At 72.7% G+C, this 16923-nt stretch carries 18 protein-coding genes; 5 read left to right on the forward strand and 13 right to left on the reverse strand.

Going from position 1 to position 16923, the window contains the following annotated elements:
- Positions 1 to 29: 29 nt before the first annotated feature.
- Entirely contained in the window at positions 30 to 992 is a 963-nt protein-coding gene (locus ACS5PV_RS05365; protein WP_455394330.1) for a DMT family transporter, read from the forward strand.
- Between the two features lie 355 nt (positions 993 to 1347).
- Here the strand turns inward: ACS5PV_RS05365 and ACS5PV_RS05370 are convergent, their stop codons facing one another.
- The 11 genes from ACS5PV_RS05370 to ACS5PV_RS05420 all read right to left on the reverse strand — a co-directional run bounded on the left by ACS5PV_RS05370 (position 1348) and on the right by ACS5PV_RS05420 (position 10594).
- Positions 1348 to 1602 (reverse strand): DUF6894 family protein, encoded by a 255-nt coding sequence (locus tag ACS5PV_RS05370; protein ID WP_455394331.1) that lies wholly within the window; start codon positions 1600 to 1602, stop codon positions 1348 to 1350.
- Between the two features lie 253 nt (positions 1603 to 1855).
- Positions 1856 to 2341, reverse strand: coding sequence for a F0F1 ATP synthase subunit B family protein (locus ACS5PV_RS05375; RefSeq protein WP_455394460.1), 486 nt, complete (start codon positions 2339 to 2341; stop codon positions 1856 to 1858).
- A gap of 23 nt (positions 2342 to 2364) precedes the next feature.
- On the reverse strand, positions 2365 to 2934 hold the full coding sequence (locus tag ACS5PV_RS05380; protein WP_455394332.1) for a F0F1 ATP synthase subunit B family protein: 570 nt from the start codon (positions 2932 to 2934) through the stop codon (positions 2365 to 2367).
- A 281-nt stretch (positions 2935 to 3215) separates the two neighbouring features.
- Positions 3216 to 3443: a F0F1 ATP synthase subunit C gene (locus ACS5PV_RS05385; RefSeq protein ID WP_048436618.1), complete on the reverse strand. Its 228-nt coding sequence runs from the start codon at positions 3441 to 3443 to the stop codon at positions 3216 to 3218.
- Between the two features lie 122 nt (positions 3444 to 3565).
- On the reverse strand, positions 3566 to 4321 hold the full coding sequence (locus tag ACS5PV_RS05390; protein WP_099905649.1) for a F0F1 ATP synthase subunit A: 756 nt from the start codon (positions 4319 to 4321) through the stop codon (positions 3566 to 3568).
- Between the two features lie 90 nt (positions 4322 to 4411).
- On the reverse strand, positions 4412 to 4789 hold the full coding sequence (locus tag ACS5PV_RS05395) for an AtpZ/AtpI family protein (protein ID WP_455394333.1): 378 nt from the start codon (positions 4787 to 4789) through the stop codon (positions 4412 to 4414).
- Between the two features lie 158 nt (positions 4790 to 4947).
- Positions 4948 to 8397 (reverse strand): chromosome segregation SMC family protein, encoded by a 3450-nt coding sequence (locus ACS5PV_RS05400; RefSeq protein WP_455394334.1) that lies wholly within the window; start codon positions 8395 to 8397, stop codon positions 4948 to 4950.
- A 229-nt stretch (positions 8398 to 8626) separates the two neighbouring features.
- Positions 8627 to 9271, reverse strand: a complete 645-nt coding sequence (locus tag ACS5PV_RS05405; protein ID WP_455394335.1) for a DsbA family protein — start codon at positions 9269 to 9271, stop codon at positions 8627 to 8629.
- A 207-nt stretch (positions 9272 to 9478) separates the two neighbouring features.
- Positions 9479 to 9967, reverse strand: a complete 489-nt coding sequence (locus ACS5PV_RS05410; protein ID WP_455394336.1) for a DUF721 domain-containing protein — start codon at positions 9965 to 9967, stop codon at positions 9479 to 9481.
- 77 nt (positions 9968 to 10044) lie between these two features.
- On the reverse strand, positions 10045 to 10392 hold the full coding sequence (locus tag ACS5PV_RS05415) for a DUF2442 domain-containing protein (RefSeq protein ID WP_455394337.1): 348 nt from the start codon (positions 10390 to 10392) through the stop codon (positions 10045 to 10047).
- Positions 10385 to 10594, reverse strand: coding sequence for a DUF4160 domain-containing protein (locus ACS5PV_RS05420; RefSeq protein ID WP_455394338.1), 210 nt, complete (start codon positions 10592 to 10594; stop codon positions 10385 to 10387). Before ACS5PV_RS05420 ends, ACS5PV_RS05415 begins: the two co-directional genes overlap by 8 nt.
- Positions 10595 to 10727: 133 nt before the next feature.
- On the opposite strand from ACS5PV_RS05420, the gene mutY reads away from it, so the two are divergent.
- Complete coding sequence (mutY, locus tag ACS5PV_RS05425) at positions 10728 to 11960, forward strand: A/G-specific adenine glycosylase (protein ID WP_455394339.1); 1233 nt, start codon at positions 10728 to 10730, stop codon at positions 11958 to 11960.
- A 245-nt stretch (positions 11961 to 12205) separates the two neighbouring features.
- Here mutY and ACS5PV_RS05430 read toward each other — a convergent pair whose 3' ends face one another.
- Positions 12206 to 13396, reverse strand: coding sequence for a DNA methyltransferase (locus ACS5PV_RS05430; protein WP_455394340.1), 1191 nt, complete (start codon positions 13394 to 13396; stop codon positions 12206 to 12208).
- Between the two features lie 521 nt (positions 13397 to 13917).
- Between ACS5PV_RS05430 and ACS5PV_RS05435 the strand changes: the two genes are divergently transcribed.
- The 3 genes from ACS5PV_RS05435 (at position 13918) to ACS5PV_RS05445 (ending at position 14975) form a co-directional block, all read left to right on the forward strand.
- The gene (locus tag ACS5PV_RS05435; RefSeq protein WP_455394341.1) at positions 13918 to 14301 is read left to right on the forward strand and encodes a septal ring lytic transglycosylase RlpA family protein; all 384 of its coding nucleotides are present in this window, start codon (positions 13918 to 13920) and stop codon (positions 14299 to 14301) included.
- A 74-nt stretch (positions 14302 to 14375) separates the two neighbouring features.
- Entirely contained in the window at positions 14376 to 14690 is a 315-nt protein-coding gene (locus tag ACS5PV_RS05440) for a polyhydroxyalkanoic acid system family protein (protein ID WP_048433130.1), read from the forward strand.
- A 78-nt stretch (positions 14691 to 14768) separates the two neighbouring features.
- On the forward strand, positions 14769 to 14975 hold the full coding sequence (locus tag ACS5PV_RS05445; protein ID WP_455394342.1) for a hypothetical protein: 207 nt from the start codon (positions 14769 to 14771) through the stop codon (positions 14973 to 14975).
- Between the two features lie 91 nt (positions 14976 to 15066).
- Here ACS5PV_RS05445 and ACS5PV_RS05450 read toward each other — a convergent pair whose 3' ends face one another.
- Positions 15067 to 16899, reverse strand: a complete 1833-nt coding sequence (locus tag ACS5PV_RS05450) for a gamma-glutamyltransferase family protein (RefSeq protein WP_455394343.1) — start codon at positions 16897 to 16899, stop codon at positions 15067 to 15069.
- Between the last annotated feature and the right edge of the window lie 24 nt (positions 16900 to 16923).

Genomic DNA, 16923 nt, shown 5'->3' on the forward strand with positions numbered 1-16923 from the left:
CGGCACCCGCCCCGGAGAGCCCGAGCCCGATGCAGCCCGCCGCCAACCGCCCGATGACCCCGTCCGAATGGGGCCTGCTGCTGGGCCTCTCGCTGCTGTGGGGCGGCTCGTTCTTCTTCGTCGGCGTGGCGCTCCGCGCGCTGCCGCCGCTCACCCTGGTGGTGGTGCGCGTCGGCCTCGCGGCCGCGATCCTCGCCCTGGTGCTGCGGATGCGCGGGATCCCGATGCCGCGGGGCGCCGCGGTCTGGCTCGCCTTCCTGGGCGCGGCCTTCCTCAACAACGCGGTGCCGTTCTGCCTGATCGCCTGGGGGCAGACCCGGATCGCCTCGGGCCTCGCGGCGATCCTCAATGCCACGACGCCGCTCTTCGGGGTGCTGGTGGCGCATTGGCTCACCGACGACGAGCGCCTGACCGGACACCGCCTCGCCGGCGTGCTGGCGGGCCTGTCGGGCGTTGCCGTGATGGTCGGGCCCTCGGTCTTCGCCGGACTCGGTGGCGAGGCGCTGACCGAGACGCTGGCGCAGGGCGCGGTCCTGCTCGCAGCGCTCTCCTACGCCTTTGCCGGCATCTACGGGCGGCGCTTCAAGCGCATGGGCGTCCCGCCGCTCTCCGCCGCCACCGGCCAGGTGACGGCCGCGACCGTGCTGCTCGCGCCCCTCGCCCTCCTGGTCGACCGGCCCTGGACCCTGGCGATGCCACCGGTGGCGGTCGTCGCCGCCGTCCTCGGCCTCGCGGCCCTCTCGACGGCGCTCGCCTACGCCATCTTCTTCCGCCTGCTGGCGAGCGCCGGAGCCACCAACCTGATGCTCGTCACCTTCCTGATTCCGGTCTCGGCGCTCCTGCTCGGCGCCCTGGTGCTGGGCGAACCGGTGGTGCCGCGCCAGCTCCTCGGCATGGCGCTGATCGGGGCGGGGCTGGTGGCGATCGACGGGCGGCTGCTGCGGTGGCGACCGGCACGAGCCCCCGCGGCCTCCGCGCCGAAGGAGTCGTGATCCTTAAGCCCCGGCCCCCAATCGAGCGACGGCGGTCTCCGGCCGGTCGGGGCGAGGCGACCGTCGTAGAGCTCGAAATCGGGTCTGCCGGCGACCGTGAGGCCGGCGGCCGGGATCAGCTCGTCCCGGATGGCCGCCGTCGCGCCCCGCATCTGCGGATGCAGGGCCGTCCCGTCCAGGGTGGCCCGGACGACCGCGTAGGTCGCCGCGGGAAGCGCCAACCGCACGAAGCCGGCGGGCTGGTCGCCGTCGGGGACGCTGGATCCCGGGTTCCGCTTACGCGGCCGCGGGATGGCACCGGGGGCTTCGAGGCCGTCGAGCGGCCCGGCACCGTCCTCGTCGGGCCCCCATCCCCCTAGTTCAGCAGCGCCCGACGGTTCTCGCGCGCCCGCACGGTCGTCATCGGCAGGCGGAGGACGCGGCGCTGGTGCTGGTCCTCGACCCGGAAGGCGCTGCGGCGCCAGTCGCAGGCGACCTCGCGGTCGTCGAGCAGGCCGGTCGCGAGCTTGGCCGCGACTTCCAGGGCATCGGCCGCGCTGCGCAGCTCGACCCCTTCGGGGTCGATGATCAGGCGGCGGCCCGATTGGAAGTGGAAGTAGTAGACGGTCATCAAGGGCTCGGCGGCGATTCGCTCACATCTATGACACAGAACATCGCGGCCTGCGATCCTCTCTCCGGCAAGCCTGTAAAGGCTGCTCGTCGTCAGCGCGGCCGGACCGCAATGTTTTCTTTAAGTCTTGAAACAAGACCCTGAACCGCAAGCGAAGACTGTGCGGCATGACCGAGATGGGCTTTCGCATTCGCCCAATAAGAAAGCCGCCCGAAGGCGGCTCTCTGTAGGCTTGCCGGATTGTCGCAGGCGGTCAGGCCCGCAGGCGGGTCCGCACCTCGCCGAGGCTGCGGCGCACCAGGTCCTGGGCGGCATCGCCGCTGACCTTCTCCCGCAGGATCGTCTCGGAGACCCGCACGGCGGCTTCCGCCGCGGCGGCCCGCACCTCGGCGGCGGCCTGGGCCTCGGCCTGGGCGATCTTGGTCTCCGCCGCCTTGGTGCGGCGGGCGACGAACTCGTTCAGGCGGGCATGGCCCTCGGCGGCGGCGGCCTCGGCCTCCGCACGGGCGTTGGCGACGATCTCGGCGGCCTCGCGTTCGGCGTCGGAGCGGCGGCGCTTGTAATCGGCCAGGACGGCCTCGGCCTCCTCGCGCAGGCGGCGGGCCTCCTCGAGCTCCTTGCGCACGCGGGCGCCGCGCTTGTCGAGCCCGCCGATGATCTGGTCGAACAGACCCATCTTCCAGGCGATGCCGCAGAACACCACGAAGGCGACCGCGACCCAGAATTCCGCATCGAACAGCATGTCGTGATCTCCTGCGGCTTCTAGTGCACGGCCCGGGGGGCGGCGCGGTCGTAGGCGGCCTCGACGGCGGCGCGGTCCGGCGCCCGACCGGTCAGGCGCTCGCCGATGGCGGTCGCGGCGTCGGCGGCCCCCTCGCGCACGCTGCCCATCGCGGTGGCGGTGCGGGTGCGGATCTGGGTCTCGGCCTCGGCGAGCTTCACCGCCAGGTCCGCCTCGAGGGACTTGCGGCGCGTCTCGGCCTCGCCGGCGAGCTGCTCGCGGGTGGTCTGGGCGATGCCCTTGGCCTTGTCCTGGGCGTCCTTGAGGGCGCGCTCGTAGGTGTCGCGGGCGCCGTCGGCCTCGGACTTGGCGCGGGCGGCCTGGTCGAGGTCGCCGGAGAGCCTGGCCTGCCGGTCGTGCAGGATGCCGGCGATCTGCGGCAGCGCGATCTTCGACATCAGGTAGTAGAGCAGGCCGAAGGCGAGCGCGAGCCAGAGGGTCTGCGCGACGAAGGTGCTGCTCTCGAACGGCGGAAAGCCGCCGCCGTGCTCGGAGGCCGGCTCGTGGATCAGCCCCTCCTTGAGGGGGGCGGGTGCATGTGGCTGCGCCATGGTGTCGTCCGGGTGTGGGGGAGACGAAGCGCTCCCGCCGAGCGCTCGGCCGGGCCGGCCGTCTGGCCGCCACGCCTCAAGCAGGGGCGGCGGCTGCACGAGTTGGGTGACGGGGGCCCTTGGTGTCTCTCACGAAACTCCCGGTCACCGGCGTCGCTCGATGCGGCAGCGCCAGCGCAGCGGGAGTTTTTGTGAGGCGCACCTAACGCACGCGCACCGGAGCCTCGTGTGAAGGCCCGGTGCGCGGGTGGACCACCTCGTCTCGGTAATCCTCGCCGGGATTAGACGGCGAACAGCAGCAGCAGCGCGACGAGCAGCGAGAAGATGCCGAGCGCCTCGGTCAGCGCGAAGCCGAGGAGCAGGTTGGCGCGCTGGCTGTCGGCCGCGGAGGGGTTGCGCAGGGCGCCGGCGAAGAACTGGCCGAACAGGTTGCCGAGGCCCATGGCGGCGCCCGCCATGCCGAGGCAGGCGAGGCCGGCGCCGATGTACTTCGCAGCAACGGGATCCATCTGATGCTCCTAAGGTCGTCTAGTCGTCTGGCGGGTGGTATCCGGCCGCGACACGGCGAACCGGGGTGGGAAGCTCTGGGGCGATCGCGGGCGGGGTCGGGGCCTCTCGGAGGCCCGTCCCCTCAGTGGCCCGGATGCAGGGCGTCGCTGAGGTAGATCGAGGTCAGCGTCGCGAAGACGTAGGCCTGCAGCACCGCGACCAGCATCTCCAGCGCCGTCACGGCGACCGAGAGGGCGAGGGGCAGGGGCGAGAGGATGCCCCAGACGCCGGCGGCGAGCAGGGCCGGGACGAAGCCCGCGAAGATCTTGAGCGCGATGTGGCCCGCCAGCATGTTGGCGAAGAGACGGACCGAGAGGCTGATCGGCCGCGAGATGAACGACACGACCTCGATCACCACGATCAGCGGCTTGAGCCAGCCGGGCACGCCGGGGGGCACGAACAGGCCGAGGAAGTGGGTGCCGTGGGCCATGAAGCCGTAGATCACCACGGTGAGGATCACCACCAGCGCCAGCATGAAGGTGACGATGATGTGGCTCGTCACCGCGAAGGCGTAGGGGATCATCCCGAACAGGTTCAGGAGCAGGATGAACATGAACAGGGAGAAGACCAGCGGCACGAAGCGCTCGCTGCCGTGGCCGGCCGACTGGTGCACCGTCTGGCCGATGAACTCGTAGAACACCTCGGCGAGCGACTGCGCCCGGCCCGGCACCACCGCGCGGCTGCGGGTCGCCCAGATCGTCAGGAGCGCGATCAGCCCCACTGCCAGGAACATGTACAGCGCCGACTGGGTGAAGGCGATGTTCTGGTGGCCGATATGCCCGAACGAAACCAGCGGCTTCAGCTCGAACTGGTGGATCGGATCCATCTTGACGGCCATGCCGGTCCCGCCCCCTCGTGTGTCGCTGCCGCGGGTCTTCCCGCCGCGCTGCCAATCCGTGCAGGCGGATGCACGGCATCCACCGGATGATCAAGACCCTGGCGGGCCTTTCTTCGTGTCCGCGGCCGGAAAAAATCCGGAAACGCGCATCACGTTGTAAATTCCGGCTCCGAAGCCCAGGACGAGCAGGACGATCAGGCCCCAGGGCTTGGTGCCGAGGAGTCGATCGAAGCCCCAGCCGAGAAGGCCGCCCGCCAGGACGCCGGCCACGAACTCCGTGGACAGCCGCATGGCGATGCCGAGGGACGAAGGCCCGCCGCTCCCGTGACGCGACGAAGGATCGGGAGCCGCCGCGGGGCGCTTCCGGTCGATCTGCATCTCGAGACGCTTGAGCCTCGCGGAGAGGTCGTCGTCGGGGGAGGAGCCCTCACCGGTGCCGTCCTTCCCCCGCGGGTCGTTGCCGCTCATGGCGAAACCTCGCGCGTGAAGGATGAGGAGATCCGGTCCGGCTAACCCCCGTCGAGCGGGCGCACCATAGTTTCGCCCACCTTGGGTGTCAAGGCACCCCGAAGCAACGGTAAGTCATTGGACTTTCGGCGGATTTCGCGCTGCACGCGGCGCCGTCGTCAAACCGGTTCGACCAGCCGCTCGGCGGCCGCGAGATCGACCGAGACGAGCTGCGACACCCCCCGCTCGGCCATGGTCACGCCGAACAGCCGGTCCATCCGCGCCATGGTGATCGGGTTGTGGGTGATGACGATGAAGCGGGTGTCGGTGTCGCGCGCCATCGCGGCGAGCAGGTCGCAGTAGCGCTCGACATTGGCGTCGTCGAGCGGCGCGTCGACCTCGTCGAGGACGCAGACCGGCGACGGGTTGGTGAGGAACACCGCGAAGATCAGCGCGGTCGCGGTGAGCGCCTGCTCGCCGCCTGAGAGCAGCGTCATGGTCTGGGGCTTCTTGCCCGGGGGACGGGCCAGGATGTCGAGGCCGGCCTCCAGCGGATCGTCGGAATCGACGAGGGTCAGCTCGGCGGTGCCGCCGTTGAACAGCGTCGTGAACAGCCGCTCGAAATGCCCGTTCACCGCCGTGAAGGCGGCGAGCAGCCGCTCGCGTCCCTCGCGGTTGAGGCTCTGGATCGCGCCGCGCAGGCGCCGGATCGCCTCGATCAGCTCGTCGCGCTCAGCGCCCAGCGCGTCGCGCCGCCCTTCCGTCTCGCGCAGTTCCTCCTCGGCCCGCAGGTTCACGGCGCCGAGCCGGTCGCGGTCGGCCTTGAGCGCCACGGCCCTCGCCTCGACGGCGGCGACCTCCGGCAGCGGATCGCCCGGCGTCGCGCCGGCAAGGGCGTGGAGCCCGTCCGGCGTCGTCTCCAGGCTGTCGGCGATGCTGCGAACCACCTCGGCGAGGCGCCGCGCCAGGGCCTCGTGGGCGGCGGCCGCCGCGGCCCGGGCCTCGCGGGCGGCGGCGAAGGCGTCGAGGGCGCCCCGGGCCCGCGCCTCGGCCTCGGCCAGGATTCTCTCTCCCGCGCTCAGGCGCTCGCCGGCCTGCGCCCGGGCCGCCTCGGCGTGGTCCATGGCAGCGGTGAGGCGGCGGTGCTCCTCGGCGAAGGTCTCGGGCGCCTCGGCGAGCTCGCCCTGCTCCTCCTCCACCGCCGAGAGGCGGTCTTCCAGTTCCTGCAGTGTCGCGTCCGCCCGCTCGGCTCGCTCCTGCCAGCGCGCCCGGTCGGCGGCGAGGGCGGCGCGGCGGGCGGCGGCGTCTTCCGCGGCGCGGGTCAGCGACAGGCGGGCGGCCCGGGCCTCGGCGGCGGCGAGGCGGCACGCTTCGGCGTCCTGGCGGGCCGTATCGAGGCGCGCGGCGAGGTCTCCGGGCTCGTCGAGGGCACAGAGCGCGTCCTCGGCGGCCTCGACCCGGGCAGCCGCCTCCTCGGCGTCGTCCGCGAGGCGTGCCTCGGCCTCGGCGAGGGCGGTTCGGCGGGCGGCGGCCTCGGCTTCCCGGCGCTCGGCGTGGGTCAGGGCCTCGCGGGCCGCGTCGAGGGTCCGCCGGGCGAGGCGGGCGCCCTCAAGGGCGCGGATTTCCGCCGCCGCCGCACCGTCCGCCCCCGCCTGGAACGCGTCGTGGGTCTCCCGCGCGGATTCCGCCCGCTCGCGAGCCTCGGCCGCGGCCTCGGTCAGCGCTTCGAGCCGGTTGCGCTCGGAGAGGCGCCGCGCCGCCGGCCGCGGCGCCTCCGCGGCGGCGGTGAAGCCGTCCCAGCGGTGGAGGTCGCCGCGCCGGGTGACCAGGCGCTGGCCCGGATGCAGGCGCGCGCGCAGGGCGGGGGCATCCGCCGGCTCCACCACCCCGACCTGGCGCAGGCGACGGGCCAGGGCCGGCGCGCCGGCGACCCGCTCGGCGAGCGGGAGGGCACCGGCCGGCAGGGCCGGATCGGTGCCGGGATCGGGCGGGAATGCCCAGTGGGTCGGGGCCTGCGGGTCGAGGGCGGCGTCGAGGTCGTCGCCGAGGGCCGCCGCCAGGGCCGCCTCGTAGCCGGGCTCGACGGTGATGCTGTCGAGGACCGGGGGAAAGCGCGATTCGCCGCCCGGCGCCACCAGGCGGGCGAGGGTGCGGGCCTCGGTGTCGAGCCGCTCGGCCTCGCGCTCGGCCGCCGCCAGGACCGGGCGGCCCCGCGCCTCGGCCATGCGCGCCTCGGCCACGGCGTCGCGCGCCTCCGCTGCCGCCGCCTCGGCGTCCTCGGCCGCCTCCCTCGCCTCGGCACAGGCCTCGCGCAGGGCGGCGAGCCGTTCCGTCCCGGCTTCGGCCGTGGCCGCGACCTCGCGGGCGAGGCGGGCCTGCTCGCCGGCGAGCCGCGCTGCCCGGGCGCGCTCGTCGGCCGCGGCGCGGATCAGGGCGCCGCGCCGCGCCGCGTGCTCGGCCTGGGCGCCTTGCGCGGCGGCGAGCGCTGCTTCGGCGCGTGCGAGATCCCTCTCCGCCGCCGCCTCCCGGGCCGCGGCCTCCTCGCGCATCGTTTTCCCGTCCTCGGCCTCGTCCAGGACCGCGGCCTCGCCGTCCAGGCGCTCCAGGGTCGTGCGGGCGTCGTCTCGGGCGGCGGCCTCGCGGACGAGGTCGCGGTGCAGGTCGGCGATCCGCCGGCCGAGATCGCGCAGGCGCTCGGCGCTGCGGCGCTCCCGCGCCTCGAGCTGCGCCGCCGCCAGCACCAGCCGCTGCACCTCGGCCGCGGTGGCGCCCTCCGCCTCGCGCAGGCGCGACAGGGCGGCGGCGGCGAGTCCTTGAGCGGTCGCCGACTCCACCTGCTCGGCCTGCACGCGGCCCAGCCGGTCGAGGGCCTGAGTGAGGGTGGCGTCCGCCGCCAGGGTCTCGCGGCGGGCGTTCGTGTGGCCGATCAGCAGCAGCAGCGCCTCGTGCCGGCGGATCTCCGCCGCGATGGCGCGGTAGCGCTGGGCCGAGCGGGCCTGGCGGCGCAGCGACTCGACGCCGGCGGTGATCGCCGTCAGCACGTCCTCGACGCGCGACAGGTTGTCCTCGGCCGCCCGCAGGCGCAGCTCCGCCTCGTGCCGGCGGGCATGCAGGCCGCCGATGCCGGCGGCGTCCTCCAGGATCCGGCGGCGGGCCTGGGGCTTGGCCGCGATCAGCTCCGCCACCTGGCCCTGGCGCACCATGGCGGGGGAGCGCGCCCCGGTCGCCGCATCGGCGAACATCAGCTGCACGTCGCGGGCCCGGACCTCGCGGCCGTTGACCCGGTAGGTCGAGCCGGCGCCCCGGTCGATGCGGCGCGAGACCTCAAGCAGGTCGGCGGCGTCGAAGGCGGCAGGCGCGGTGTGGGCGCTGTTGTCGAGGGTGAGCGTCACCTCGGCGTGGCTGCGGCCGGACCGCCCGCCGGAACCGGAGAAGATCACGTCGTCCATGCCGGACGCCCGCATGCTCTTGTGCGAGCTCTCCCCCATCACCCAGCGCAGGGCCTCGACGAGGTTCGACTTGCCGCAGCCGTTCGGCCCGATCACCCCGGTCAGCCCGGGCTCGATCAGGAACTCGCTCGGCTCGACGAAGGTCTTGAAGCCGACGATGCGCAGGCGCGTGAATTTCATGGGGGGACGCGGTGCGCGGGGTCGGCGTTCGGTTTCCCCTCCCCAGGCGATCCCGGGCTTGCCCGGGATCGCTGCAAGTTGCGGGGAGGGGTCAGGGGTGGGGGTGGTGCCGGATAGACCGCTGAGCTTTACGCGGCACCACCCCCACCCCCAAACCCCTCCCCACAAGGGGGAGGGGATGAGTCTCCTTTTTCAGCGCCGCGTGGATGAGCGGGATTTCATATGAGAATCACGCCCCCACGATCGGCTTGATCACCTTCTCCATGCCGTCGATCGTCATCTCGCCCTGGTACTTCTGGCCGTTGATGAAGAAGGTCGGGGTGGCGTTGACCTTGAAGGTGGTCATCGCCTTCTCCTTCACGGCGTTGACGCCGTCGTAGAGCTTCTGGTCCTTGAGGGTCGCCTCGAACTTCTCCTTCGAGAAGCCGGCCTGGCGCATCATCTGCTCGAGGGCGTCGAGGGGCTTCGGGACGAAGGCCCAGTTCGGCTGCTGGTCGAACAGCATGTCGGTGATCGGATAGTAGCGCGCCCCGTTGTCGGAGCGGGCGAGCATGAAGGCCGCGGTGGCGAGCGGATCGAGGGGGAACTCGCGCAAGGTGAAGCGGACCTTGCCGGTATCGATCCAGCGCTCCTTGAGCGCCGGCCAGGTCGTCTTGTGGAAGGCGGCACAGTGCGAGCAGGTCATCGAGGCGTACTCGATGATGGTGCAGCGGGCGTTGTCCGGTCCGAGCCAGGCATCGCCGAGCGGGCCGGGCTGCATCAGGCCGTCGACCACCGGCCCTTGCGCCAGAGCGGAGAGCGGCAGGGCCGGCGCGAGCAGAGCCGCGCCGAGGGCCGAGCCGGTGAGTGTCAGGGCCTCGCGACGGGTGAGCATGGCAGGCGTCCTCGTGGAGGGTGCGGGAGGGTCCGCGGTGGTGAGTGCGGTAGAATCCCGGCCGCCTCGTGGCAAGCCGCCGCCGCATCAACACCCCGCGACGCTTCCTCTTCCCTGGTGCCGCCGCGTCCCGCGGCGGCGTCCGGCACACGCGTGCCGGCGCCCGGTCGGGCTTGCCGCGGGCTGCACGCCCGCGGACGACGCGGATCAGCGCGGGCGCTGCGCGCCCAGCACCGCGAGGCCGAGGCGGTCGAGGGCGTCGCGGAGCGCCGCCTCGCTCACGCCGGAGACCGCGAGCGCCACCTCGCCGCGCCGCACCGGGTCGAGGGGCGGGGCCGCGGCCTTGCGCCGGTGCGCCTGGGCGACCCGGTCCTGGCGCAGGCGGATCCGGCCGACGCAGGCCCAGCCGTAATGGCGGTTGATGCGCTCGATCACCAGCGGCACGAGGTGCTGCAATTCGAGCGCGAAGGCGCCCTCGACCCGCACCGTCAGGGTGCCGGGCTCCGGCCGCTGCTCGCGCGGCGACCCGCGCCGGCGCGACCATTCGAGCTTCTCCGGCTGGCAGGCCCGGGCCAGCCGCTCGCCGACGATCTCGGACCAGGAGGCGAGGATGTCGGTCGAGGCGAAGCCCTGTGCCGCGAAGACGGGGCCGAGGGACCGCTCGATCAGCTCGCTCAGGGGTTTGGGCCGCGCCATCGCCCGTCCGTCCTCGAAAAGGGCCGCCGTCTCCGGCGGGAAGCCCCGACAGCTAGAGCCTTCGTGTAAGGGAACACTTAACCCTCGGCTGCGGCCAGGCGGCGCGCGCGGATCTCGGGCAGGCTCGCCATCCAGCGGGCCGAGCCGGTGATGCCCGCCAGGAGGGCCGGCACGTAGACATCCGCATCGAGCCGCGGGAAGTGGAGGCCCGTTCCGGCGGGGCTCACCGCGATGTCCCGCAGGTCGTCCGCGGTCGCGCCGGCGAGGCCTTCGATCCGGGCCACGGGCACGTGCAGCTCCATGCCGCTCGACAGCGTGACGACGAGCGTGCCGGGTGCGGACAGGTACCGGGCTCCGACGGCGCGCGGCTCGTGCGCGCGCGCCTGCCCTCGGGCATTCGCCAGGGCGTATTCGACTTCATCCATGGATCGTCCTCCAGCTCTCGCAGAGGTGGGCCCGGTGGTGGGCGAGGTCGCGGGCGATGGTCCTGACCGCGGCCAGCGGAAAGCCCCGGTTCTCCCGCAGCATGGTCGGGCCGTCGGGACAGCCGAGGTTGAACACCGCTTCGCCACCCTCCCCGATGACGTGGACATGGGCGGGACGATGGTCGGCAGGATAGATCACCACGCGCAGCGATCCGAGACGCAGGACGGTCGGCAAGGAAAGTAACCCACTTCGCGATGGGCGGGAACGGCGGCGCGTCGGCGCCACCCCGAAATCCCGCTCCCGCCGCCGCGAAAAACCCGCTAAGGCGGGCCGCATGGTAGCGCCCGCCGCGTCGCACTCAAGGCCGGAAGCCGCCGACCTCCTGGTCTGGTACGACCGCCATCGCCGCGCGCTGCCCTGGCGCGCGCTGCCCGGCGTCGCGCCCGACCCGTACCGGGTCTGGCTGTCCGAGATCATGCTGCAGCAGACCACCGTCGCTGCGGTCAAGCCCTACTTCGCCCGCTTCCTGGAGCGCTTCCCCACCGTCGAGGCCCTGGCGGCGGCGCCGGAGGACGCGGTGATGGGGGCCTGGGCGGGCCTCGGCTACTATTCCCGCGCCCGCAACCTGCATGCCTGCGCGAAGGCGGTGGCCGAGGCCGGCGGCTTTCCCGACACGGTCGAGGGCCTGCGCAAGCTGCCGGGCATCGGCGCCTACACGGCGGGCGCGATCGCGGCGATCGCCTTCGACCGGCCGGCGGCGGCGGTGGACGGCAACGTCGAGCGGGTGGTGTCGCGGCTCTACGCGATCGAGGCACCGATTCCCGCCGCCCGCCCCGAGATCCGTCGCATCGCCGAGAGCCTGGTTCCCGCGACGCGCCCGGGCGACTTCGCGCAGGCGGTGATGGATCTCGGCGCCACGCTCTGCACCCCGAAGCGGCCGGCCTGCGCGCTCTGCCCGTGGATGCGGCCCTGCCGCGCCCGGGCCGAGGGCTTGCAGGAGACGTTCCCGCGCAAGGTGAAGAAGGTGGCGGGCGCGCTGCGCCGCGGCGCCGCCTTCGTGGTGCTACGGGCCGGCGACGACGCGGTGCTGCTGCGCACGAGGCCGCCGGAGGGCCTGCTCGGATCGATGGCCGAGCCGCCGACGAGCGAGTGGCGGGCCGATTACGACCCGGCGCAGGCGCTCCTCGACGCTCCCCTCGACGCGCGCTGGAAGCGGCTGCCGGGCAGCGTGCGCCACGTCTTCACGCATTTCCCGCTCGAACTGACGGTGTTTCTCGCCCGGGTCGCCGCCGGCACGCCGGCCCCTGAGGGGATGCGCTTCACCCCCCGCGCCGGGCTCGAGGCCGAGCCGCTGCCCGGGGCGATGAAGAAGGTGCTGGCCCACGCCCTGGAGCAGAAGCTGGCGGCGCCCCCGCCCGCACCAACGCCCCCGCCGGAGCCCGACCTCGCGACCATCCCGGAGCCCGAGCCGCCGCCGCGCCGGGCGCCGCTGCCGAAGGTGCTGTCGCGCCGCCCGGCCGCGGCCGCCCCGGTCGTGAAGGCGCGGGGGCGGCCGAAGGGGAGCTGAGGAGCGTCATACGATCCCCGGCCGATCGTCTGGGCGATGCAGGGGATCGGCTTCGCTCAGGCGTGTGAAGCCTACGAATTCACCGCGCGGGTTGATGATGCGAATTCCGGAAGGAAGCTTCCGGAATTCACACGATCTCTGGTCGGGCGATGAGCGAAGCGTTGCTCGTCCGTCAAAGCGCGGAGCGCCCGTGGCCGCAGGGCTACGGGCGCTCTCTCGAGGCTCTCTTCGTCAGGTCCTGCCGCTCAGGCGGCCGAGCCCATCCCGGCCCGCATCGTGCCGCGGAAGTCGTCGATGCAGACGAGCCGGCCGCCGCGCTCGGCGTGCCAGAAGGTCCAGCCGTTACAGGCCGGCAGGCCCTGGACCAGGGCGCCGATCTTGTGGATCGAGCCGGAGGCCGGGCCGACCCCGAGCGTGCCGTCGGGGCGGACCAGCGCCTTGTGGCGGCGGCGCTCGTCGGTGAGCGTCTCGCCGGCCCGGACGTGGCCGGCCTCCAAGAGGCTCAGGAACGGCACCCGCGGCTCGGCGCGCTTCGTCGGCGCGGTGAGGAGGGCGGCGCGCGACAGCGGCTCGATGCCGGCGATGCGCGCGCGGGCGGCGGCCGCGTAGGCCGGCTCCTGCTCGATGCCGATGAAGTGGCGGCCCAGGCGCTTGGCGACCGCGCCGGTGGTGCCGGTGCCGAAGAACGGGTCGAGCACCACGTCGCCGGGATTGGACGCCGACAGGATGGTGCGGGCGAGCAGCGCCTCGGGCTTCTGGGTCGGGTGCAATTTCCGCCCGTCGTCGCCCTTCAGGCGCTCGTCGCCGGTGCAGAGCGGGATGAACCAGTCCGAGCGCATCTGGACGTCGTCGTTGCCGCCCTTCAGCGCCTCGTAGTGGAAGGTGTAGCCCTTCTGGTCGCTGCGCGAGGCCCAGATCAGGGTCTCGTGGGCGTTGGTGAAGCGCTTGCCGCGGAAGTTCGGCATCGGGTTGGCCTTGCGCCACACGATGTCGTTCAGGATCCAGAAACCAAGATCCTGCAACGCGCTCCCGACGCGGAAGATGTTGTGGTACGACCCGATCACCCAGAGGGTCGCGGTCGGCTTCATCACCCGGCGGCAGGCGGACAGCCAGGCGCGGGTGAAGGTGTCGTAGGCCTCGAAGCTCGAGAACTGGTCCCAGTCGTCGTCGACGGCGTCGACGGTGCTCTGGTCCGGGCGCAACAGGGCGCCGGTGCCGAGCTGGAGGTTGTAGGGCGGATCCGCGAAGACCAGGTCGACGCTGGCCGGCGGCAGCCGTTCGAGGGCGGTGAGGCAATCCCCGAGGATGACCTCGTCCAGGGGAAGACGCTGTGCGGGGGTAACGAGACCCATCCGCGGCGCCGACACCACTCGCCCGGTACGCGAGACCTGATTCCGGGCGGCGGTGCCGACGACCGCGGTACGCGGGGAAGCCATGGCAAACACCGGTTACGCGACTGACCACCAGACATTGCCGCCGCTACGGTAAAGGTCACGTTTCCCGGAGATACGAATTGCGTCTCGAAATGGGGCTGCACTTCTTGCCTAGTCGTCCGGTCGTCGAGCCGATCCGTTAATGAAACGCTACGGACGGGATGAGGGCAGGCCCTCGTCGATGCGGGGCCGCCGCGTCCCGCCGGGGTGCTGCAAGCCTGGAGCGTGATGAGGCGTGGGTCCTCCCACCACGGCGCAACCCAGCCCTTCGCGTCGGGGTGGCCGGCGACACCGCGCGGCCGGCGCGTCCTTTGGCGAATGCTGAAAACCCGAGTGCAGCGCCCGTCCCCCGCAAGTTGCCAGTAAGACGTCGCGTTGTCTGATGACTTGGAAAAGTCAAACCTTAACGGATTGCAAGATATCGGCCGACAATACGGCGACGGCCGCCACAAATCGGGCGGTCATATTTTCGTCCTGTTTGGTCTCGATTGGCTCTGTCATCAGCAACTGCCAAGGACAGTGGAATGAACAGCGCCCAGCCTGCGCGTCGGTCGAACGCGGCCCGGATCGTGGCTCTCGCAGGCGGTATCGCGCTTGCCGGATGGGGGAGCCTCGCCGCCTCGTCGAGCGCGCAGGCCCAGAGCGGCGGGGCCTCCTGGTACGCCTCCGGCCATCGCACCGCGAGCGGCGAGCGTTTCAACCCCAACGGCCTCACGGCGGCGCATCGCAGCCTGCCCTTCGGCACGCGGGTGCGGGTGACCAACCAGGCCAACGGCCGCTCGGTGGTGGTGCGGATCAACGATCGTGGCCCGTTCGCGCATGGCCGCATCATCGACCTCGCCCGCGGGGCGGGCCGGGCGATCGGCATGAACGGCGTCGCCCGGGTCGCGGTCGCGGTGGTCGACTGATCCGGGACGACGGCGTTGCCGTCGCGCGACGCATCCCCACATCAGGCCCGATCGTGCGAGCGGAGCGTGATGTGATGGCAAAGCCCCTGGTTGTCGTGATTCCCCACCAGCTCGGCCGGGCCGAGGCCCGACGCCGGCTGGAGAACGGGATCGGCCAGGCCAAGGAGATGCTGCAAAAGGCGGGTCTCAGCATGGCCGACGCGACCTGGACCGGCGACCGGCTCTCGTTCCTCGTGGCCGCCATGAACCAGCGCGTCGACGGCGACATCGATGTCGAGGACGATGCGGTGCGCGTCGAGGTGCGCATGCCGCTGCTCCTCTCCATCTTCGCCCACAAGATCCAGCAGATCGTCAGCCAGAACGGCACCAAGCTCCTGACCAAGCAGTAGCGGAGGCAGGAGGCGGCGGACGCAGCGGAACCGGGGCCCCGCGCCCCGGTTTGGACACGGCAGAGAGAGGAGCGCTCGATGTCGAATCCCGGCCCGATCCCGGACCAGCCCTACGATCCCGTGCCCCCCACCCCCGGCCCTGACGTGCCCAATCCCGGCGGGCCCGAGCTGCCGAGCGAGGCCCCGGGCGACCGGCCGGTCGAGATCCCGGTGAACGACCCCGGCACCTCGCCGGCGATCACCCCCGACCCGTCCCCGACCGGGCCCGCCAACCCGACCATGTGAGAGGTGGGAGCAGCACCGGGATCGGGTGCTGCTCTCGGTCTTCTTTGCTGCACATTCCGCCGAACCGGTCTCCGGTTCGGCGGACTGTGTGTCACCGCCCCGCGGCGTAGCCCTGCATGCCGCGGGGATTGGCGGCGGCGCGCAGGCGCCGGCCGTCGCGGCTCGCCGCCGTGAGCCGCCCCTCCGACCAGTCCGACCCGACCTCGACGAGGTGGCCGCGCCGGCGCAACTCGGCGATCGTGTCGGGGCTGATCCGGTTCTCCACCACCACGACGCCCGGTCGGGCGGTGCGCGGCCAGAACGAGGACGGGAAGTGCTCGGTGTGCCAGGCCGGCGCGTCGATCGCCGCCTGCAGGTTCATGCCGGCATGGACGTGGCGCAGGAAGAATTGCGGGATCCACTGGTCCTGCTGGTCGCCGCCCGGCGAGCCCCAGGCGAGGTAGGGCTGGCCGTCGCGCAGCGCCATCGTCGGCGAGAGGGTCGAGCGCGGCCGCTTGCCCGGGGCCAGCGCCGCCGGGTGGCTCTCGTCGAGCACGAACATCTGCGCCCGCGTGCCGAGGCAGAAGCCGAGCGCCGGGATCACCGGGGAGGATTGCAGCCAGCCGCCGGACGGCGTCGCGGCGATCATGTTGCCGTGCCGGTCGATGATGTCGAAATGCACCGTGTCGCCCCGCACCACGCCGGCGCGGGCATCGTCCGGCGGCACGGTCGCGCCGATCCGGCCCACCGTCGGCTCCCCGGCGCCCGAGCTGCCGACCGCCGTGCGGGCGCCCTCGCTCACCCGGGCGTCGAGGGCCTTGCCGAAGCCGGGGATCGTGCCGGGCCGCTGCTCCAGCGAGGCGGTGTCGCCGACGAGCTTGCGGCGCTCGGCGTTGTAGGCCTCCGACAGCAGGGTCTCCACCGGCACGTCGACGAAGGCGGGGTCGCCGTAGAAGGTGTCCCGGTCGGCAAACGCCAGCTTGGCGCACTCGACCTGGAGGTGGATGAAGTCGGGCCCGGCCGGGTCGAGGCGGTCGAGATCGAAGCCCTTGAGGAGGGCGAGCTGCTGCAGGGTGGCGAGCCCCTGCGTCCAGGGTCCGGCCTTGAGCACGGTGTAGCGGCCGTACTCGTAGCCGATCGGCGCCTCGACGCTCGCCTGCCAGGCCGCCATGTCGGCCCCGGTGAGGAGGCCGCGATGCGGCGTTCCCGTCACGTCCATCACCGATTCACCGCGGCAGAAGGCGTCGATCGCGTCCGCCACGAAGCCCTGCGACCAGATCCGCCGGGCGCGCTCGATCTCCTGCTCGCGCGTGCCGCCGGCGGCCTCGCGCACGATCCGCGCATAGGTCTCGGCGAGCACCGGATTGGTGAACAGCGTCCCGGGGGCGGGCACGCCGCCGTCCTTCAGGTAGGTCTCGGCCGAGCTCGGCCAGTGCTCGCGAAACAGCCCCTCGACGGTGGCGATGGTGGCCGAGACCCGCTCGACCAGCGGGAAGCCGTCGCGGGCGTACCCGATCGCCGCCTCCAGCACGTCGGCGAGGCGCCAGGTGCCGTGGTCGCGCAGGATCAGCATGTAGGCATCGAAGGTGCCCGGCACGCACGGCGCGAGCAGCCCGGTGCCCGGCACGAGGTCGAGCCCGAGATCGTCGCGCAGGTGCGCGATGGTGGCGGCCTGCGGCGCCGGGCCCTGCCCGCACACCACCTGTGGGTGTCCGACCCGGACGTCGTGCAGGATCACCGGCACGTCGCCGCCCGGCCCGTTGAGGTGCGGCTCGACCACCTGGAGCACGAAGGCGGTGGCGACCCCGGCATCGAAGGCGTTGCCGCCCCGCTCCAGCACGCCCATGCCGACCGCGGTGGCGATCCAGTGCGTCGAGGCCACGACCCCGAAGGTGCCGTCGATCTCGGGGCGGGTGGTGAAGGGGTCGGGGGTGACGAAGCTCATCGAGGGTCCTTTCCGGGCAGTCCA

The organism is Methylobacterium sp. Gmos1 (assembly GCF_053764715.1).